The organism is Citrobacter sp. CK194 (assembly GCF_030333395.1).
GTDB lineage: Bacteria > Pseudomonadota > Gammaproteobacteria > Enterobacterales > Enterobacteriaceae > Citrobacter_B > Citrobacter_B koseri.
Genome location: NZ_JAOWGA010000012.1, coordinates 302,876 through 323,024, shown reverse-complemented (window position 1 = coordinate 323,024; position 20,149 = coordinate 302,876). Strand labels below are relative to the sequence as shown.

The window sequence follows — 20,149 nt, the reverse complement described above, 5'->3', positions numbered from 1 at the left end:
TGTGGGTTAGGGTTACTCTTCTCTTTAAACGCTAAATCACTCCTGAATCTCCACTGTTAAAGCACTTTGCGTTGATGCTTGGCGCTTCTCTTGGCTGTCGTTATTGTTTTGGCTTTGGTGTCATCAATCGTTCGATTCTTGCTACCTGTCTGAGTGATTACCATCTGGTGTCATCAATTTAGGGTTTGACTAAATGCAACCACCAATGCAATGATGCTACCGTTTTGTGATACCAGACGGGTGAGGTGAACCATGAGGACTTTTATCTACTGCCGCGTTTCAACATGCGAGCAGGATACGCAGAATCAGGTGCTGGCTATTGAGCGTGCCGGGTACAAGGTGCCTGAGAGCAGGGTAATCAGCGAGGACATTTCCGGCAGCGTTCAGGCTATGCAGCGCCCTAAGTTTCGGGCGATGGTTGAGCACAAGCTGGAAGCGGGAGATCAGCTTGTCGTGCTGAAACTGGACAGGCTGGGGCGTGACAACATCGACGTACAGCAGACCATCGACATGCTGTTAGAACGCGGCGTGAAGGTGGTGTCCCTTGACCTGCCAGCGCGTGATCTGACTTCATCTGAGGGCAAGTTAATCCGCCAGATGTTTGGAGCCTTTGCTGAGTTCGAGCGAAACCGTATCCGTGAGAGGACGCTGGACGGGCTGGAGAAGGCGAAAGCCAATGGCGTTAAGCTGGGGCGCAAGGAAGCCACCGACACCACTCAAAAGGTGCAGGAGCTGCGGAGTGAGGGGCTGTCTCAATCGAAGGTAGCGAAGCGTCTCGGAGTTAGTGTGAGCACCGTTAAACGCCACTGGAACAAGGGCGAGGGGTGATGACCTACAAGCGAATGAGGTGCCAGCACTGGCCGTTACTAGGCTGTGGGTGATGGATGACCTACAGCTTTTGTATTGATTTCAGAGAGTTGTGTTATCCTTAATGTCGTAATGCTATGATTTATAATGTATTTTCGTATTACTTGCGGCTCTCGATGTGAAGAGGTGGCGGGGCTTTAGCCGTGCCAGACGATGAACATCGAGATCAGATTGTGAAAGTGATTTTCACTGAACAATTCAAGGGATGGGGCAGGGGAAGGGATCAAAGGCTGCTTTGTCCAATCACTAAGCTAGATTAGAAGATGGTCAACACGTAAGTAGTATCTTTAAAGTTGCATTTTAAATACATGTACAAAAAAGGGTTCTTCCCCTACATCCCCATCTCCTAATCAGTGTATCGCTTCACGCTCACCACTGGCTACGCTTCTCGCGTCCGCTAGTCCGCTTTCATTCGCCTTCGGCTCATTCATCGGCCTGCGTCCGCTGCTGATGCTCGGCCCTCCACGCAACCGTGCTTGCCGGGCGGTCAACGCGGCGGGGTTGTGTAGTGGGACGGTACTCTGTATCGGTATTATTTCTGTATTCAATCTTATCCTGATATCGGTACGGTATTCTTCATAACATCTTCAATTCATTTCTGTAGCATTCAATCATCTTCCTTGTTCGTTTCCTTTCAGGTCTTAGCCGTTGGTCATTGGTCTTACTGCCTGCTGTGCTACTGCCAGCTATGGCACGCCGTCACGGTCTACTGTCTGTTACCTGTCCTACTGCGTTCACTGTCTGCCGCCTGTCATCCTGTCGGATTCCATCCGTTGACGTTCCGCGCTCGCTTGTTTCGGCTGCGCCGCGCTCGCTCTGCGTATCTAGCGATACTTATCACTATAGTCACTTTCATAATTATCTATTGATATCAGTAACTTATGTTTTCTGTTTTAAAAGCTACTAATAAGGAGATATAGAGCATTACTTACCCGCTTTTGACCGACAAAAATCGCGTTGTTAAGTATTGCCAGCCCAGGCTCAATAAGGCTTAGCGAGGTGGTGGCTAAAAAATGAGCTAATGAAGGTATCTACTAAGGAGAAAGAATAACTCCCGAAGCGCGACAAACTCTCCGATTTTGAAAGTGACTATTAAGGCAGATAAAGATACTGACACTGTTGCCGACATGAAAACCTCTATAAGGGCAGAGAGTCTGCCGCACCTGTACCACCGCCCCAACCTGAGCTAATACCTACCCCTATTTTCTGGAGATTTCACCATGCCAACAAACCTACGCCGCCTGCTTGCGCAGGCTGCCGACGCTGACCCGCTCAATACTGCGGACGCAGATGTACAGCAAATGATCGCTGACGGGGTTGTTATTCGACGTTCCAAGATATGCCCCGTAAAGCGTAAGCCCGTTAAGGCGGCATACAACACAAAGACCGAAGAGTTTTATTACAATGCAGATGGCTCCGCGATGACCTTGCGGGAGTGGCGAACGCTGCACGGTGTTCAACCGAAGAAACAAAAACAGCGCTCTGACGCTGGGTTGCGGCAAGTCATCCAGCCCGGCGACGCGATTCACTGCCGACGCGCTGAGATTGAGCAATGGCTAAATAAAAAGCCTGCTCGTTATGTTGAACCACTGCCGCCAGATTTCCCCGGCGTTCGCGTAGACGATGCCGCATTGAAACCGCGCGAGCACGCCGTGCCGGAATCAACAACCGGACAGAATGCTTTTCTCAAAGCCTGCCGCGAGTTCCTGATTTGCGATGAGAAGACCATGCGCCGCATTAACAGGGGCATGAGTAAACTGGAAGCGATGCGTAACGCAGATTTTAAACGCTACGGAGACTCAGGGGAGTTTCGTCAATTTTGGTGTGGAGAGTCGAAGCCTACCGAAGATAGATTTAATAGTACAAATCATCATTGTGACCCGAACGGCTTGGCTGCTTCGCCGTCTGTGCCGCCACTGAATACTACGCCGTATGAGTTCCGCCCGCTGGCTCGCTGTGACCGAAACGCACGCGTTAGCCTGCTGCCACCTGATGGGCTGGAGTGGAGGCCGGGGCAATTGTCTGTTGCTGATGCGATCTTTTCCCGTGGCAGTGATGTGCTTGCCGTTCTGCCTACTGGGTATGGCAAAAGCGCTGCCTTCACTTACCCATTGATTTATGAATCCCGCGCTGGCGTTGGCCTGTCTGTTATCGTTGTTCCTACTAATACCCTTAAGCGTCAGATTCTCCGCCAGTTGCGGGAGGCTGGCGTTCACGCTGTGGCATTTGGTGACAAGCTACCGAGGCACCGCAATGCGCAACAACTGGCGGGGCTGGCTGCCGGGGCGTTCCGGGTTGCAGTCGTTTCGCCTGAACATCTGGTTCCGTCGAGTCAGGTTCTCGCGGCGCTGATGGCTTATGGCGTTGATCGTTTTATTATCGATGAGGCACACACGGTCAAAGACTGGGATTTCCGCCCAGCTTACGACGCAATGCAGCACACACTACTGAATGCCTTTCCTTCGGCTCAACGCTGCGTGTTTACGGCTACGCTGCTACGCGAAAATGAGCGCAGTTTAATGGAGTCGCTTGGCTGCCGTGGCGATTACGTAACATTCCGCGCTGATGTTGCTCGCGAGAATATCCAGTTGACGCCAGTCAGACAGTGCCGCGAACGTTTCCGAGCGGCTATTGGTCTGGTCGAGGCTCTGCCGAAAGAAGAGAAGACGCTTATTCTCGTCAATGACCTTAAAACGTTGCGGGCGTACCTGAAACTCTTGGGCGACCGGGCGCGGCCATATCACTCGAAGACGATGCACCTGAGCAACGAGGAACGCCACGCAAACGCTGAGTGGTTTGCCTCTACGCCGGGCGCGATTCTAATTGCTACTAAAGCCTTCGGGCTGGGTGCTGATGTTCCTGATATCCGTAACGTTGTCGTGACATACGTCCCCGATGATTTGCCTGATCTCGTTCAGATGATTGGACGAGCCGGGCGCGATGGGGAACCTGCCCGCGCTTTTCTGCTGTGGTCATCGCTGGCGCTGGATGTTGCGCCTGATGAGCTTGCTTACTTCTACCGCCCTGAAAACTGCAACTGGCAGTACATCGCTAAATACCTCTGAGTCGAAAGGCTCTCCCTGATTCTCTGGAGTTAATCATATGCCTGTTACCGAACATGCGCAGCGTCGTGCTGCGCGTGCGGATGCGCTCATCACCGCACAACTAGCTTTCGCCCTGAATGGGTACAACTGGGATGAACTGGCCGAACCTCATCGCAAGACCCTTAATCGTGAGGCCATCATTCGCGAGGTATCTACACCGCTGGAGCGATATTGCCTGCTGAATGATTGCGAGCCGTGGGAGTGTCTGGCCGCTGTACTGAACCGCATGAAAAGGCCGGATGGCTCGCGTCGCTGGAAAGCCGTCCGGTTGTCCGACCGGATTTTCAATGGCCGGGTGCATCCGGTACGCAAGACTCCTGATGAAGTTTACGCCGCCATTGCCCGCCGTTTGTTTCTGCCGAAGCCCGTGCATCAAGAAGTGATTCAGCACATCCGTGCGCTAGGCCTGTTACCAGTTGGAGATAACTACCAATGACGAAATCTGAATTTGAAGCCGGAGCATGGGAACTAAAAACCCTGCTGCTGGGTGCGTTGACGCGCAGGCTTAAGGAGGACGAGGCGGGAGAGTCACGCATGGCTGCTGCCGAGTTGTCATCCTGCGTGAACTTCCTCAAGCAGAACGCCGCCGACTCGCCTGATACAACCTTTAACAACGTGTTCCCGGAGGATGACGACCAATGACCCCTGAACAGTTCCGGCAATGGTTCGCCACGCTGCCGGAGAAATATCAACGTGTAGTCCGCTTCATGTACGACAACGCCCGCAAGTCGGGCACACACACCGCGTCAAGCCTTGCGCTGATTCACACGTTGGTTACTGACCAGATCAAATTTGATTCGGAGTTTAATTTATGACTTTGAGTATTACCGATATCCAGCGCATTAACGCGCTGGCTCATAAGCACCTAAAGAACAATGAAGAGATTGCAGCGGAGACAGGTCATACCCTGACCGATATTGATGCAGTAATCCGTGGCGTCTATGTCGATGACTTGGCCGAACATTGGAAAGACGATGCTGATATTAATCTGGCGGAGTACAACGCCATCCGCAGCCGCTATAAGCCCGGCAAGCTGCACCGCGATACAGAGTTTATGATTGCCCGCGATATGCTGATTCGCCCTGAGACGGTGCTGGCTATCGCCCATTCCCGCTTTAGCAACGCCCACACGCACCCGGTACAGAAACCCTTGAAGGTGAAGCCAGCGAAGCCGAAAGTAGTGCGCAAGTTAGTGCCTACTGATTTAGATGAAATCCACAAGTTAGAGCGCTTCGGTTGGCCTGCTGCGGAGATCGCCGGGAAGCTGGGCGTCCCTGTTGAGGTCGTCGCGCATGTGCAACGCTGCCTGAGAAATCGTTGGTCGTACCCGGATACTCTGGAGTCTGTTAACTCCAAATTCAGCGAGGCTGAATGATGGCAGAGAACGAACCGCTGCACCCCGCCGTTAACCCTGATCTCTACGTGAACCTTGACGAACAACGCGAAGGATACGCTCCGATTGAATCACGGGGTTGGGATGTGCTGACGCAGAACCTGACCGGGAAAGGTCGAACTGACCCCAGCCAAACACTTAACCAGAATCCGAAACAACGCCCGCGCGGCTCCGTTGGTGAGCGTCGTTGGCTTCGTAAACGTGGATTACTTTAACGAGGAATTACCATGAGCAAAACTATCGTATTGCTGCCGCCCCGCAAGAATACAGACTGGGCTGCACAATTAAAGCTGATTTCTGAATCGCTTGAGGTGAGTCAGGCAGACCTCGCCCACGCCTATCAGGTTGATCGTCGGGATATGGGTAAAGCGTATCACGGTGTGCGCAAACTGCCGGAACGTTGTGTGCCTGTTCATATGCTGTTGTTAGCGCAGGTACACGACCTTAGAGCATTATCAGGAGAGTAATTTATGTCTGACCAGAATGTTAATCCGTACCTTTCCGGTGCTGATGCTGCATCGCAGCAATCGCCATACATGGCTGCACCTGTTGGAGCTGACAATGGCGCATCCCGCTTTAGTTCTGCGCCTGCTGATGCTGATTTCCTCCGTACCCAGCCCGTTAACGGCAATGATGGTGGTCAATGGCATAATGGCAATATCGCAAATCAGCAAGACCAGAACGCTGACAGCTCTGGGGCGCAAGTGGGCGACACACTGCAATTACAGGATGGCACCACTGTTGAGTTGACTCCTGAACTTCATGGGCTGATGGGGCAGTTTCACCAGTCTGTCGAAAGCCAGCTAGGTCAGGGTACAGTTGGCGCGATGTTGCAGTACGCTGGCAAGCTCGACGCCGGGACGCAATCAACCCTTGAACGGATGGTCATGTCTGGCGATCCCGCGCAGATGTCGCGTGCGGTTCAGTATCTGCAAGAGCGTATGGCTGGCGGTTCCATTACCGGTTACGTCCCGAACGGCCAGACTGCCGCGCAACCTGTCGGAATGTCACATGCTGAGTTTATAGCAGCGTATGACCAGCTTTCGCAGTGGGCGCAGCAATCAGGGTATGGCCCCGGCCATCGCCAGTACGATGAACAATACCGTGCTCTGGTTGCGCAGCGCTCCGCTGGCAAACGCGCTGGCCGCTAACGCCCAACGGTGGAATGCGCCCTGCAATACTGAGTGCGCACCAACCCGGTACTACCACACCAATCTATGCGCATGAGTCCCCGCAAGCCGCATTCTGCGCGGCATCTGAAAGCCTATTTTTAATTAACCGAGGTTCGTAATGAGCACCTGTAATTTCCATGCCGTGGAGCGTGTCGCTGACGTGCGCCCAGTTTTCGCCTTGCCGCTGGGTAGATGCGACCACATTTACCCTGAGCGTGTGCAGCACGTTTTCAATCCAGACGAAGCGGTTTATATCGTTGCCCGGTCTGCCACATCCGGCACCCGCACATCTGGCGTTAGCCGTGGGCTTTCCCCTGTGCTGCCGCCGAAGATGGCCGAGCGGATGCGCGAACGTAAACGGCACGAGAAGAACCGAGCCAGACCCCGCAAGGTGATCACTGAGGCGATACGCGCTGACATTATCGATCGCTCTGCAAAAGGCCAAAAGAATCGTTACATTGCAAGCAAGGTTGGCGTGTCTGAAACCTCTGTGCGGAAGGTGTTGAACATGGCGCGTATGAGTGCGCACTAATGCAAGGTAGTACGTTCGCCTTACTTCACGCGCACTAACCCCTGAGAACCGCGCCAGCTCTGGCCTCACAACGCCCATTTCGGGGCACCTCATCCCTTTAATCGATACCGTTCTGAATCCTGCCTCGGCGGGAGGATTCCGCACGTCTGTGCCATGACGATGGCGCGGGCTTCATCAACCTACGTAGGAGTTTTGTTATGGCTGATACTTCGTACAGTCCCGATCTGTTTCGCCCACATTATGGCGGGGTGGAATCCGACAATGATATTCACATCGAGGCTTATGACCGGGATGTCCAGACCCGTTTAGAGTCCAAATCCGTATTTCTGGCCGAGGGACTGTCTACATACAGGCCGCTGAAAGCCAGCAACCAATACCGCATTGATCGCCTGAGTGGTGATCTTGAGGTGAAGGGCAGAACCGCAGGGCAATCGCTGGAGCCTACCGCCGTTAAGTCGGACAAGTTGGTTATCTCTGTGGATACGCTGAGCTATATCCGCATCCCGATTGACTATCAGGACGACTGGACAGCTCCCGCATTTCGCGCAGAGCTGAGCCGCAATATGGGTACTGCTCACGCTAAATTCTACGACGAAGCGCACACCATCCAGCTAATCAAAGCGACTGACTTTGTACCACCGCCGACACTGCAACCAACGTTTAACCCGCTTACGGATAATATTGTCTCGCTCGACCTGACCACGGGGAGCGAAGAGGATGCAGCTAACGAACTGGTTCACGCTATCAAAGCTGCTGTTAATCGATTCCTGACTGAGAAAGATATTCCGGTGGCGGAGCTGTGCCTTCTCATCGACCCGGCTTGGTTCAGCATCCTGATGGAACATAAGAAGCTGATGAACGTCCGTTACAGCCGGGATAGTGGCAACGATTACGCATGGCGTCGAGTTGGCTATGTCGCTGGGGTACGAGTCATTGAGCTGAACAGTTACCCGCAGGAAGCCATTACTGGGCATGAGCTGGGCGCTGATTATGACGTTACCGCAGAGGAAGCGCTGACGAGGGCTACGCTGTTCCGACCTGCGTCTGTACTTGTGACAGTCGAAGCGCAGAGCGTTATCAATCGCCAGTGGGATGATGAACGCGAAATGACAATGGTGATGGACTCATATCGCCTGTTCAATGTTGGGCTGCGCCGCCCGGACTGCGTTATCAATTTCCGACAAGCTGCATAACTGGAGGGGCTGAGTCATGGTTAGTGATGCTTACGCCCCTGAGCTGTTGCGATCCCTTTTCCTGTATGACCCGGTTACAGGTCGCTTGTGCCATAAAGCTAACCGACGCCGGGTTAAGGCTGGCTCCTATGCTGACTCCACCCGGCGAGCTGATGGCTATCATCAAGTTGCCCTGCGGCTCGATGGTAAACAGTATCAGCTTAAAGCCCATCGCGTGGCGTGGATTCTTGCGCATGGCGCTATTCCTCACGGTAAGCAGATCGATCACATCAACGGTATCCGTGACGACAACCGCCTATGCAATCTGCGTTTGGTTACGCAGCGGGAAAACGACCAGAACCGACGCAAGACAAGGGGATATAGCTGGAATAAGGGCTGTAGCAAATGGGAGGCTTACATACGCGTTGATGGTGTACTCCGTCACCTTGGCTTATTTACTACCGAAGCGGCGGCGCGTGCTGCCTATCTAAAAGCTAAAGCCAGATACCATCCCTCAACGCCAGCCGATTTGTTGCAGGCTGCCTAATCCTCGGAGGTTCCATATATGGCTGATGAAAAGCCGATTAGAGCGCTGGCAGATGATGACCCACGCCGCCAGCGGTACGCTGAACTGTTGGCGCAGGCTAGCCGCATGACTATTCCCCGGCTGCATCCGGGCGATGCTAACAGTGTGATGAGTCAGCTTGCAACGATGCTTGGCGCACCTGTCCCGATAGTCGGTGCTATGACTGAGCACGCCGCTGCATGGCGTGCCTGTCTGCTTGAGCAAGGACTTGGCGAGCTTCTGGATGGCTTGAGTAAACAGGTGCTGACCATCTTCTTTCTGCTCTGCTGGAGAGACAGCGCCTTGCGATTGGCGGGTAAGCAAAAGGAACGGTTTGCAGCGGCCAGCGAGGGTTTGACCATTGAGCAATACCGAGCAATGCACCCGGCTTACAGAGAGGATAAAGAAGATGATAACCACGATTAAATTAAGGTGGCGGTACATCGAGCCGCCGCCAATGACTGGCGCACTCGCTGACCTGAAACAGTGGGTAATGGATACCGGAGAGCCTGAGCTGGAAGCTGAATTTCGTAAGCTGCTGGGGCTAATGCGCCGCAACGGTATCAGTGACGAACGCGTTAATGCGATGGCTGATGAGCTTTATGTTCTGGTTTGCCAACGCCAGTGCGAAGAATACGAAGCCTGCAAGCGGGCTGCCTCTGACAATGGAGACTTTGAATCATGGTTACACGGACAGACCAACTACTAAGAAAAGCAATGCGGGGCTATCTGGAACACCTCGGCAATATGCCGCTGGCGGAACGGATTACAAATGCTGCTGCATTCGAAGATGTGTATCGCTTCCTGTTGAATGGTTCCGGGCGGCTGGAGTTGCGCCGCGCTGATGTGGCCGCTGTCCGTGTCTTCCTGTGGAATTATCAATACCGACGCTGTGCGGTGACAGGTAAGCCGCTGCGCCTTGCGTCTGCCGTGTTGGATCACTGCCACCGAACCGGGCGCGTGCGTGCTGTGGTGCATCGCTCTGCTAACGCTGCTGAGGGTGGGCGATATGTTGGGCGTACTTGTGGCGTGAATATTATAAATTTGAAAGCTATGTTGGATATCTATCGTAAGAATTATTTAGGAATAAATCTTACGTATCCAACATAGAGTAAGAATAAAAGGGTAGGCCATGAAACCTACCCTGTATGGTTATCTGTTATTTATTTTTTCTAAAAGATGTACAACTGATTTGCCAACGGCAAATGACAGATTAACAGGAACCGCATTCCCTATTTGTTTATATTTCGCTGACATTGGGCCTTCAAATACCCAGTCATCGGGGAAGGTCTGTATTCTTGCGTACTCACGCACTGTTAATGGTCGTGTTTCTTCCGGGTGGCAACGCTCTGTTTGTTTCTGCGCTGGGGCACATGTTAAAGTTAGGCTTGGCTCATCCCACGATAAGCGACGAGCCATACCAGTTTTGCCACCGCCTAAGTAAAAACTCTTGAGCATGTATTCTTTTTGAATATCCTCTGGAAGATCTCTCCAGTAGCCACCAGGAGGAACCATGCTTAGAATCTCGGCTTTTCTTTTAGGATACTTTTGTCCCTCTGACTCTGGTACGTCGCTATCGTACAGCTCTCCCTTTTTTAAAGCATCTTTAAGTGTTAATATTTTATTGTAAGAAGAAGGCCATTCATAATCGATGCCATTAGCAAGATCATTCCTTACAGCCACTATAATCAAACGCTCGCGTTTTTGTGGTACTTTGTAGAAAATAGCCTTAAGTACCCTTGGCTCAAATAAAGTGTAGCCCAAGTCAGTGATAATACTTTTTATTGTATCTAAAGTCCGCCCATCATCATGATTAAGCAATCCTCGTACGTTCTCGGCTAAAAGAACCTTCGGATTAATTTCTTTAACTGCTCTGGCAAACTCAAAGAAAAGGGTACCTCGTGTATCTTCAAAGCCAAGTTTTTTGCCAGCATAAGAGAATGCTTGGCAAGGGAAACCGCCAGCCAGTACGTCAACGGTATTCCTATAAGGGGTGAAGTCAACTTTGCTCACATCGCCTTCAACCACATTCCATTCAGGTCTATTTTTTCGTAACGTCTTACAAGCATGGGAATCAATTTCATTTAGTAAAACAGATTTCAAACCTGCTTTTTCCAAACCTAAAGCCATACCCCCTGCGCCAGCAAATAATTCTAATACAGTATAAATGTTATTACAGGTTTTAGACTCGTCAGACCACTGGCTTTTGAATAAAAACTGAGCCTGTTCAAAATGTTTAAGTTGATCTTTTCTATAAAAACGATAGTTGTTCTCGTCATTTCGCTGAGAAACTAATTTTCCAGCAGTGTCCCAACGCCTTAAAGTTTCTTTTGACACACCCAAAATGTCTGCAACTTCTGAAAGTGAAAACTCTTCCTTTAACATACTTAGTAACCATGCCAACATTAGTCATGGTTACTACTGTATGGGTTTACATGGGCGTTGTCAAACGTTGATCATGGTTATCAGCCATAAGCGAGACCAAAATACTTAATAAAGCTATCTTTATCAGGGATGGAGAAGCCTTTCTGTCCGAGACGTTCGTTCAAAACATACTCAATTGCGTGAGGAAGAGCACTATAAAGTTCTTGCAGAGCATCCGGTCTGCCCGTGACAAGCTCATAGAAGCTCGCGCCATCAATGATTCGGATGTTAGGATTCGAAAGGCACAGAGTACCGCTGCCTTTATCAGAGGGGGTAAAAGGGATATCAAACCTAACAGGCTTGCGAGGGATTATATTAACAAAGTAAGCGCAGTAATCCTTAAATCGGCTATATTTAGGTGATACCAGTTCATCTAAGCCTTTATACTTATCAGCTAAGTCCCCGCCAGTAACCGTTGAGTATTTATTCTTCACCTCTGCAATGATTTTTCTCTCTTCGTTGAGGAGATCAACGATACCCCCGATTCCCATGTCCTGCCATCCATCAACATGGCCGAGGATTTTTTGGTGAAACGTACCAACATGATTCTGAATGGTCTTCTGACGTTGCCGTGCAAGTTCGGAGTTTCGCCACTCTTCATGGGATGAGAAACCCGGAGCTTCAAAAAGCGCACCAAAAGGGTCAATCACATTGCTGTTAAAAGTCTTCTCAGCGGCGTCTTTTTTCTTTTTAGCTTTAAGTAATAAGGTTTCAACTTCGTTAAAAAGATCTTCATCACTGATATATTCAAGTAATGCCATGGCTTTCTCTCCATCATTCTTTATAATTCAATGACTTGTTTGCGTAGTAACCTTTGGGAACTATTGCTGTTATGGCTAATTACGCAGCAGCTCTTAAAAAAATCATTGGAGCAAGTCTCCCCATCATAACGACTACGGACATAGATGAGAACGATCAATAAGCATTTTAATGATAGAAAGGGCGGATGTCGGCTGCGGCGGGCTTTGAATGGCTTGCGCTAAGGATTCGATCAATATCAATATGTTACAGGGATAGGGGAGTTACCCCCTAAATTTCGAGATAAGCCACTTGTTCTATATACCGAGCCAATTCAATTGGAGACGCAGAATTTTTTGAATATGTTTTGAAGCTCTCCGTGCTACCTCGCTCATGGCCAACGAGCAGGGCAATACGATCCTCTGGAACTTGAGCACGGTCGAGCTGTTGCACAAACGCATGGCGGAGTGAGTGAAACACTTTCCTCTCTGCGGCAAGTTCGCCAAGAGCTTTACGCTTTGCCCGTGTGAACTGCTGCGTATGCCACGTTGAGCGCTTCCCATCCGCTCGGTCTGTAATTGACGCGTGATAGAACAGAAAACCGCTATGTGTGGTTTTGAGCAATGATTTCACGAGGAGGATTAGCTTGCTGTGTACTGGGACGATTCGTGCCGCGCTCTTGGTCTTCCCCTCGGTGATCTCAAAGCACAAAACGCCCTCGATGGTTTTAATACTGCTCTCACGCAGCGTACATATTTCATTGATCCGCATACCGCTGTATGCCCCAATAGCCGTTACCGCTTTCATCTCATCATCGAGCAAATCATAGACCTTTGCTAACTCGCCCGGTGCGAAGACTTCATAGCTGACCTTGCTGCTTTTTGCTTCGAGTGCATGACCACGCCAAGGGTTATCCTGTGGCGCATCGTGATAGCGATTGCGTGCCAAATCCCATATCTGCGCCAGTGCACTGATATAGTTCTGGATGGTTTGGGGCGCTCGCTCAGTTTTGAGTTTATCTAACCAGCCTGTAACTATGGTTCGGTTAATATCTCGCAACTGAACATCTTTCTTTTTCAGGTGGGTTAACAGCACCTCTACGGCTTTATTGGTCTTGGATAGCGTGGTTAGCTTTCGCTTCTCGCTGTATTGAAGCAGGTACAAATCACGCATTTTTAGCAAGGAAGGGCAAGCCTGAATCGATGCACCAAACGATGCGGGGGCTTCCTTGGCGTACACACTGACACGGCGTAGCTCATCAATGATTTGATCGACGGATGAGCCTCCTTGTGGCTTTAGCAGATTCCGTAAGCGAGTCCATTCCAGAGCAATAGCATCGCGAAACAAACGCGCTTGCCGTATGTCTCGTGTCCCTGTGCTTTTCATAAAGTAGCGTTTCCCTTGGAACAGGTGGCGCATGTAGCTGGGGATAGCTATCCGCACGAGGTAATTCCCGCAGGGATCTAAAACTAGATAACGATCTCTCTTGAAACTCATACAAACCCCGGTTATGTTGTCGGGGCTTTTTCATGGCTAAACAGTCTGTGAAATGTGCCGGGGTTATGAGCTTTAGTCTAGCTAGTTCAACGAGTTAACGATGATTGTTGAAGCAAGCTAAGCCGCCTAAACCCGTGCCGGTTCGAGTCCGGCCTTCGCACTTATCCCCTTAACACCTCTCTCATGTACCATTCTACAAGCCCTTACGGCACGTCAATCGGCTTGTCGGCGGAACACAGAACAGCCTGTCGACAATCCTGCCTCCATTCATCATCTTCGACATCTGTATGTGCATAGTCTCGTCTGGTCCAATCGTTCCTTTATCAAAACTTTTATGATGGGCCACATTGTTTGCGTGTCTGTTGGATAGCGAATCCTACCTCGTCAGCAGAGAGTCATGTTCTTCATCAAAACCACTGGCAACGTTGTGTTCGACGGTCTCTTTTTATTCTCAAACTACGTGAACTTTGCTGCTTATCTACTCTCCCCAAATTCATGCCAAAAAATGTGAACCTCATCCCTGAAGCAAATCGTAATCTCTGAAATCGATCTGTGTCGTAAACTTTACTTTACACTTTTAGTGATGTTAGTCACAAAATTAAGCGCGGAGGGTGATCGCAATCTCACAATATCCTGGTATACAAAATCGACAATGTGAGCGGAAAAGAGGCTGGAAAGTTAAGTTTTCACTGCTTTCTCTCTTTTACCGCGTCTGGAGGGAAACTGCAATTCAAAAGATAAAAAATAACTTGTTGAAATTGAGTCAGTAAAAAAATGCTATGTGATTTAAATCACGCGTATTTACAGATTTTATGATTTACGCCAATGGCGAATATTGACGGAGCTATTTTCTTCATGAATTAAATCTTGCATAGTGCCCTCACATTATTTCTCCCCCTGAATCAGGAGGCGGATAGTTATATTCCATCAAACTTTATTGATGGGCCAGGTATGCTTTACTTCACATTAATACGAACATGACCACTGTTAACTGGAGAAACAAAATGAATTATCCGGCAGAACCCTTCCGTATTAAAAGCGTTGAAACTGTATCTATGATCTCGCGTGATGAGCGCATCCAAAAAATGCAGGAAGCGGGCTACAATACCTTCCTGTTGAACTCGAAAGATATCTATATCGACCTGCTGACGGACAGTGGTACGAACGCCATGAGTGATAAGCAGTGGGCCGGGATGATGATTGGTGATGAGGCCTACGCAGGCAGTGAAAACTTTTATCATCTGGAAAGAACGGTTCAGGAGCTGTTTGGCTTTAAACATATTGTTCCTACGCACCAGGGGCGCGGGGCGGAAAACCTGCTATCGCAGCTGGCGATTAAACCGGGGCAATATGTTGCAGGGAATATGTATTTCACCACCACGCGTTATCATCAGGAAAAAAATGGCGCCACCTTTGTGGATATCGTCCGTGATGAGGCGCACGATGCCGGTCTGAATATCGCCTTTAAAGGCGATATCGATCTTAAAAAGCTGCAAAAACTGATTGACGAAAAGGGCGCCGAAAATATTGCCTATATCTGTCTGGCGGTGACGGTGAACCTTGCGGGCGGTCAGCCGGTCTCGATGACGAATATGCGTGCCGTCAGGGAGTTGACGCAGGCGCATGGCATTAAAGTCTTCTACGATGCAACCCGCTGCGTAGAGAACGCCTATTTCATCAAAGAGCAGGAAAAAGGCTTTGAGAACAAGAGCATCAAAGAGATCGTCCATGAAATGTTCAGCTACGCCGATGGGTGTACCATGAGCGGGAAAAAAGACTGCCTGGTGAATATCGGCGGGTTCCTGTGCATGAACGATGATGAGATGTTCTCGGCGGCTAAAGAGCTGGTGGTGGTATATGAAGGGATGCCATCCTACGGCGGTCTGGCCGGGCGCGACATGGAAGCAATGGCCATTGGTCTGCGTGAATCCATGCAGTTTGAGTACATTGAGCACCGTGTGAAGCAGGTTCGTTATCTGGGCGATAAGCTGAAGGCGGCAGGTGTGCCGATTGTTGAACCGGTAGGCGGCCATGCGGTATTCCTCGATGCTCGTCGCTTCTGCGAACACCTGACCCAGGATCAGTTCCCGGCGCAGAGTCTGGCGGCAAGCATCTATATGGAAACGGGCGTGCGCAGCATGGAGCGTGGCATCATCTCCGCAGGGCGTAATAAAGAGACGGGCGATCACCACCGGCCAAAACTGGAAACGGTACGCCTGACTATTCCACGCCGCGTTTATACTTATGCGCATATGGATGTGGTGGCCGATGGCATTATTAAACTCTATAAGCATAAAGAGGATATTCGCGGGCTGAAGTTTATTTATGAGCCTAAGCAGTTGCGCTTCTTTACTGCACGTTTTGATTATATTTAATGATATTGATAGCCCCATTTTTAAATGGGGCTTTTTGTTTTTTATTATCCGAAGATGTACAAATGACAGCCGTAATTATAATTAATAGTCAACAGGAACATTTATCATGGATATTAATGCCATTGAACGACAGAGTTCCCCCGGACTTATTAGCGGGACGATGCTTGTCATCGCAACGGTAGTCGGCGGGGGAATGTTCTCCCTGCCTATTGCGATGGCGGGAGTCTGGTTTCCCGGCGCCTCTGTTATTCTGATCGTTATTGCCATCATGATGTTATTAACCGGCCTGATGCTGGTTGAAGTGAACCTTCACTATGGTGCCGGAGCCAGTTTTAACACCTTTACTCAGGATCTATTAGGGCGAAAGTGGAATATCGTGGTTGGCATCGCCTTTGGTTTTGTACTCTATATTTTAACCTATGCGTATATCTCCGGGTCATCGGCGGTGATGGCGCAGACGGTGTTTAAATATAGCGGTTTTCGTTTCCCGGCAAACATCTCCGTTATTGTCGTCAGTATGCTGGTTGGCGTAATCGCCTGGTACAGCTCGCTGCTGGTCGGGCGGATCACCACCATTCTGATCGTCGGTAAGTTTGTGGCGTTCTTTGCCACGTTCTCCGGGCTAATCGGCCATATTGAGGTGGCGAAACTGGTCGATAGCGTCGCCATCGCACTGCCGAATACGCAATATCTTCCCTATATTCTGATGACGCTGCCGTTCTGCATTATCTCCTTTGGTTTTCACGGCAATGTGCCGAGTCTGGTGAAACTGTATGGCACCCACGGCGTGTCCCATATTACGCGCTCCATCGTGATTGGCACCCTGTTTGCCGTGCTGCTCTATATCTTCTGGCTGGCGGTGACGATGGGCAATATCAGCCGCGCCGAGTTTTCGCCGATCATTGCCAAAGGCGGCAATATTGATGTGTTTGTGGAAGCCATCAGTGGGCTGTTTACCAGTCGCTATATGGATTTAATCCTGACCTTTTTCGGTAACTTTGCCGTTGCCAGTTCGCTGCTGGCCGCTACGCTGGGTCTGTTTGATTATATTGCCGATCTGTTCCACTTCCCGGATAACGGCATCGGCAGACTGAAAACCGCGCTGGTGACCTATTTCCCGCCCGCTGCCGTCTGTTTCTTTTTCCCGAATGGTTTTGTCCACGCGATTGGCTATGCGGGACTGGCGTTTACCATCTGGAGCGTGATCCTGCCGCCATTTCTGGTGAAAGCGTCCCGTAAGCGTTTTGCCACGGCGCGTTATACCGCCCCCTGTAACAATACGGTGCTGAATCTGGTAATTGTCGGCGGAGGGATTGTGTATCTGACGGTGGTGCTGGATGTGTTTGGTTTGCTGCCGACGTTCCGTTAGCGGGAGGCGCTATGTTTCTGACATTACTCAGGTTACAGCATCCGCTGGTTTATCGTTACGCCTGGCTGAGGGTGTGGGTGGTGGTGTTAAGAAAATGCGGACTGCGCAAGAATAAAACTCACAAAAGCAATCAGGCCTGTCGCTGACAGGCCTGCCTGGATTTACACCCGGAAGTAGCGTGGTGGAATCAACGTTGAGAATGCGTCGATCTTCTTCACCATCTTTTTCCAGAACAACATAACAACAATCCTCTGTTTAAAATGCAGGCGCTATTTTAGTCAGCGCAGGCATTGCGTAAAAGATCGCCGCATCGTTCTTATCGTGTGCGTGGTGTAAAGCTTTTTGTTCACTCTGCAAAATGTGGAGGAGTAACACGATCGGCAACCCTGCCGCCGGGTTGACAAGCGTTAAAATAGTACGGGCAATCCCAGCCCGCGTTTCACTTCCCGTAGCGTTGTCTGTGTGACCTCATGCGCCCGTTCACTGCCTTGTTGCAGTATCTGCATCAGCATGCCTTTATCCTGAATATAGGTTGCCCGCCGCTCGCGCATTGGGGCAATCAACTCCTGCAAACAGGTTTCCAGTTCGTTTTTACAGGTGCGATCGCCAAGCCCGCCCTGCTGATAATGCGCTTTCATCGCCGCGACTTTCGTTTTGTCCGGGTGAAAGGCATCCAGCCAGGTGAACACGACATTTCCTTCGATCTGACCCGGATCGCTGACGTTAAGGTGGTGAGGATCGGTGTACATGGCGCTAACCGCTTTGTGGATCGTCTCTTCACTGGCGGAGAGTTGCAGGGTATTGCCGAGAGATTTTGACATTTTAGCGCCGCCATCGATGCCGGGCAGGCGGCCGGTGTCGCTCAGAATCGCCTGACAGTGACGTAGCAGTGGGGCAGGCAGCAGGCTGTTCATCTTGTGTACGATTTCGTTAGTCTGCTCGATCATCGGCAACTGATCGTCTCCTACGGGCACATATTCCGCTTTAAACGCGGTGATATCCGCCGCCTGGCTGATGGGGTAGACCATAAATCCGACCGGTAACGAGCGGGTAAAGCCTTTCTGCGCAATTTCATTTTTCACCGTCGGATTACGCTCTACGCGGGCGACAGTGACGACATTCATATACAGCATGGTCAGTTCCGCCAGTGCAGGTAAGGCGGATTGCAGGCAGAGCGTGGTGAGTTCAGGGTCGATTCCGGCAGCCAGATAATCCGCCAGCACTTCCGGGATGTTGTCGCGGATCTTTTGCGGGTTCGTACCGTTATCGGTCAGCCCTTGCAGGTCGGCAATCAGCACAAATTGTTGATGGGTATGCTGCAAAGCAACGCGCTGGCGCAGTGAGCCAACGTAGTGCCCGAGGTGCAGGGTGCCCGTAGGGCGATCGCCGGTCAGAATGGTGGGTTTTGTGTTCATCAAAGACTCCTTTACGTGAAAAAACCGAAAGACGTCTCTGGAACGCAATAGCCGCCTTTCGGCGGCTATTAATACGGGGATAAAACAGAACCGTGCCGCCTTTAGTCAGGCAGCCACCAGCGGTTATGGCGTTGGGGAATCGCAGTCTGTTTGTTCATAAAAATGACCGTATCACGGTTAAGCGCAGGGGTAAACCTGCTATGTCAGGGTTGTTAATGGGCAACCTGTTCACTCTGCTTGCCATCAGCGCTCTTCAGCATTCTCTTTTTTGCGTAAACTGCCGCTGCTTAACAAGTTGAATCATGCTGATGACGGCGCCGAAAAATAAGGCCGCAGCGCCGCAAAGCGTTGCGCTGGCGATCGCCTCCGTGCCGCTGCCTAACAGGCTGGTTAACAGTGGGCCGACGATCTGACCGATGCCGTAGGTGAGTGTGACAAGACCCAACAGATTGATATTCCCCGGCACGCTCAGCTGCCGCGCCAGCGGCATCACCAGCGAGGTTGTCCCCATGAACGTCGCGCCAAAACCAATGCTGCTGATAATAAGAAGCGGCAGTGCGTCGCTGGCGAGCGTGAGTATGACGCAGACTCCCTGAATCAGCAGATTCGCCGTCAGGCATTGTAATACGCCCCAGCGCTTTGCCGCCCACAGCCAGCCAAAACAACCGGGAACGATCGCCAGTCCCACCAGTGACCAAAGATGGGCGGTGAGTAGCGGCGAGCCCGCGTTTTTCGCCATTAGCGGCAGATAGGTGGCGACGATGATGTAGCCAAATCCGGCGAAGCCATATAGCAGCGCCAGTTGCCACCAGCGCATCAGCGGATGATGCGTCGGCGCCGGAGGAGCGGGCGGCAACGCGTGGGCGCGGGCAGGGATAAGGAACGCCAGGAGCAGCAGTAACACGGCGGAGATAACGGCAGCGCCTGACCACAGCGCATGGGAAGAAAGCGCATAGCGTAAACCGGCGATAACATACTCGTTGCCCAGCAAGATACCGGCGCCAACGCCGGAGAAAAGCGACGCAATCACAAACGGGTGACGGGTATGTTGCAGGACGATCATCGAGCCAAAAATCATCATTCCGGCGCTGGCGACCCCGGCCAGAAAACGGATCAGCATCACGATGGCAGGTTGCGTAAATATCGCCATCGCAAGGATTAATCCCCCGGTTGCTACCGCCGATGTCAACAGCATTGGCCGTAAGCGAGAGGGGAGGTGAAAGGCGCCGAAGGAGAACAACAGGCTGCCCGCCAGATACCCCGCGTAGTTGGCGCTGGCAATCCAGGAAAGCGCCGCGAAGGTAAACTGACCTTCAGACAGCAGGACCGGTAGCATCGGGGTATACAGAAAACGTCCGATCCCCATTCCCAGCGTCAGTACCATTAAGCCGAAGAGTGCCGTACTGATGGCATGACGGTTTGAATCGGCATTGCCCTGAACCATACTTGCTCTCACTTAGCGCGTTAATTTGTGTTTGTTATATTACATGTGTAAATGATAATAAAAAGTAAAAAATAGAGGCGTG

Annotated in this window: 22 protein-coding genes; 17 read left to right on the top strand and 5 right to left on the bottom strand. The window is 51.0% G+C overall.

Annotation, left to right across the window (positions count from 1 at the left end):
• The first annotated feature begins 252 nt into the window (after positions 1-252).
• From OGX80_RS02225 to OGX80_RS02155, 15 genes are all read left to right on the top strand, one after another.
• Positions 253-828 carry a recombinase family protein gene (locus OGX80_RS02225; protein ID WP_286471086.1) on the top strand — a complete coding sequence of 192 codons (576 nt, stop codon included), beginning with the start codon at positions 253-255 and terminating at the stop codon, positions 826-828.
• 1,259 nt (positions 829-2,087) lie between these two features.
• Complete coding sequence (locus OGX80_RS02220) at positions 2,088-3,932, top strand: DEAD/DEAH box helicase (RefSeq protein WP_001547066.1); 1,845 nt, start codon at positions 2,088-2,090, stop codon at positions 3,930-3,932.
• A 37-nt stretch (positions 3,933-3,969) separates the two neighbouring features.
• On the top strand, positions 3,970-4,407 hold the full coding sequence (locus OGX80_RS02215) for a hypothetical protein (RefSeq protein ID WP_233644224.1): 438 nt from the start codon (positions 3,970-3,972) through the stop codon (positions 4,405-4,407).
• Positions 4,404-4,613 carry a hypothetical protein gene (locus OGX80_RS02210; RefSeq protein ID WP_000167303.1) on the top strand — a complete coding sequence of 70 codons (210 nt, stop codon included), beginning with the start codon at positions 4,404-4,406 and terminating at the stop codon, positions 4,611-4,613. The genes OGX80_RS02215 and OGX80_RS02210 overlap by 4 nt, the downstream gene beginning before the upstream one ends.
• Positions 4,610-4,786, top strand: coding sequence for a hypothetical protein (locus tag OGX80_RS02205; RefSeq protein WP_000187174.1), 177 nt, complete (start codon positions 4,610-4,612; stop codon positions 4,784-4,786). The genes OGX80_RS02210 and OGX80_RS02205 overlap by 4 nt, the downstream gene beginning before the upstream one ends.
• Positions 4,783-5,346 (top strand): hypothetical protein, encoded by a 564-nt coding sequence (locus OGX80_RS02200; protein WP_000175823.1) that lies wholly within the window; start codon positions 4,783-4,785, stop codon positions 5,344-5,346. The genes OGX80_RS02205 and OGX80_RS02200 overlap by 4 nt, the downstream gene beginning before the upstream one ends.
• Positions 5,346-5,579, top strand: a complete 234-nt coding sequence (locus OGX80_RS02195) for a hypothetical protein (RefSeq protein ID WP_001547070.1) — start codon at positions 5,346-5,348, stop codon at positions 5,577-5,579. The genes OGX80_RS02200 and OGX80_RS02195 overlap by 1 nt, the downstream gene beginning before the upstream one ends.
• A gap of 12 nt (positions 5,580-5,591) precedes the next feature.
• Complete coding sequence (locus OGX80_RS02190; protein WP_000047582.1) at positions 5,592-5,831, top strand: hypothetical protein; 240 nt, start codon at positions 5,592-5,594, stop codon at positions 5,829-5,831.
• Positions 5,832-5,834: 3 nt separating this feature from the next.
• Complete coding sequence (locus tag OGX80_RS02185; RefSeq protein ID WP_233644225.1) at positions 5,835-6,515, top strand: hypothetical protein; 681 nt, start codon at positions 5,835-5,837, stop codon at positions 6,513-6,515.
• A 139-nt stretch (positions 6,516-6,654) separates the two neighbouring features.
• Positions 6,655-7,068, top strand: coding sequence for a hypothetical protein (locus OGX80_RS02180; protein ID WP_073527502.1), 414 nt, complete (start codon positions 6,655-6,657; stop codon positions 7,066-7,068).
• 197 nt (positions 7,069-7,265) lie between these two features.
• Positions 7,266-8,261, top strand: a complete 996-nt coding sequence (locus tag OGX80_RS02175) for a capsid protein (protein WP_065101984.1) — start codon at positions 7,266-7,268, stop codon at positions 8,259-8,261.
• A 16-nt stretch (positions 8,262-8,277) separates the two neighbouring features.
• Positions 8,278-8,787 (top strand): HNH endonuclease signature motif containing protein, encoded by a 510-nt coding sequence (locus tag OGX80_RS02170; RefSeq protein WP_233644226.1) that lies wholly within the window; start codon positions 8,278-8,280, stop codon positions 8,785-8,787.
• A gap of 18 nt (positions 8,788-8,805) precedes the next feature.
• Positions 8,806-9,231, top strand: a complete 426-nt coding sequence (locus OGX80_RS02165; protein WP_233644227.1) for a hypothetical protein — start codon at positions 8,806-8,808, stop codon at positions 9,229-9,231.
• Complete coding sequence (locus tag OGX80_RS02160) at positions 9,215-9,514, top strand: hypothetical protein (protein WP_032174609.1); 300 nt, start codon at positions 9,215-9,217, stop codon at positions 9,512-9,514. Before OGX80_RS02165 ends, OGX80_RS02160 begins: the two co-directional genes overlap by 17 nt.
• On the top strand, positions 9,487-9,915 hold the full coding sequence (locus tag OGX80_RS02155) for an endonuclease domain-containing protein (RefSeq protein WP_015387035.1): 429 nt from the start codon (positions 9,487-9,489) through the stop codon (positions 9,913-9,915). Before OGX80_RS02160 ends, OGX80_RS02155 begins: the two co-directional genes overlap by 28 nt.
• 42 nt (positions 9,916-9,957) lie before the next feature.
• On the opposite strand, the gene dcm is transcribed toward OGX80_RS02155, so the two are convergent.
• From dcm to OGX80_RS02140, 3 genes are all read right to left on the bottom strand, one after another.
• On the bottom strand, positions 9,958-11,190 hold the full coding sequence (gene dcm / locus OGX80_RS02150) for a DNA (cytosine-5-)-methyltransferase (RefSeq protein ID WP_233644228.1): 1,233 nt from the start codon (positions 11,188-11,190) through the stop codon (positions 9,958-9,960).
• An 80-nt stretch (positions 11,191-11,270) separates the two neighbouring features.
• A complete protein-coding gene (locus OGX80_RS02145; protein ID WP_049005212.1) occupies positions 11,271-11,990 on the bottom strand; it encodes an Eco47II family restriction endonuclease in 720 nt (239 codons plus the stop codon).
• 268 nt (positions 11,991-12,258) lie between these two features.
• Positions 12,259-13,464, bottom strand: a complete 1,206-nt coding sequence (locus OGX80_RS02140) for a site-specific integrase (RefSeq protein ID WP_233644229.1) — start codon at positions 13,462-13,464, stop codon at positions 12,259-12,261.
• A gap of 1,004 nt (positions 13,465-14,468) precedes the next feature.
• On the opposite strand from OGX80_RS02140, the gene OGX80_RS02130 reads away from it, so the two are divergent.
• On the top strand, positions 14,469-15,839 hold the full coding sequence (locus tag OGX80_RS02130) for a tyrosine phenol-lyase (RefSeq protein ID WP_047459198.1): 1,371 nt from the start codon (positions 14,469-14,471) through the stop codon (positions 15,837-15,839).
• A 106-nt stretch (positions 15,840-15,945) separates the two neighbouring features.
• Positions 15,946-17,208, top strand: coding sequence for an aromatic amino acid transporter (locus OGX80_RS02125; protein ID WP_012134247.1), 1,263 nt, complete (start codon positions 15,946-15,948; stop codon positions 17,206-17,208).
• A gap of 407 nt (positions 17,209-17,615) precedes the next feature.
• Here OGX80_RS02125 and trpS read toward each other — a convergent pair whose 3' ends face one another.
• A complete protein-coding gene (gene trpS, locus OGX80_RS02120) occupies positions 17,616-18,623 on the bottom strand; it encodes a tryptophan--tRNA ligase (protein ID WP_115182039.1) in 1,008 nt (335 codons plus the stop codon).
• A 253-nt stretch (positions 18,624-18,876) separates the two neighbouring features.
• Positions 18,877-20,067 (bottom strand): MFS transporter, encoded by a 1,191-nt coding sequence (locus OGX80_RS02115; protein WP_104867815.1) that lies wholly within the window; start codon positions 20,065-20,067, stop codon positions 18,877-18,879.
• Positions 20,068-20,149 lie beyond the last annotated feature (82 nt).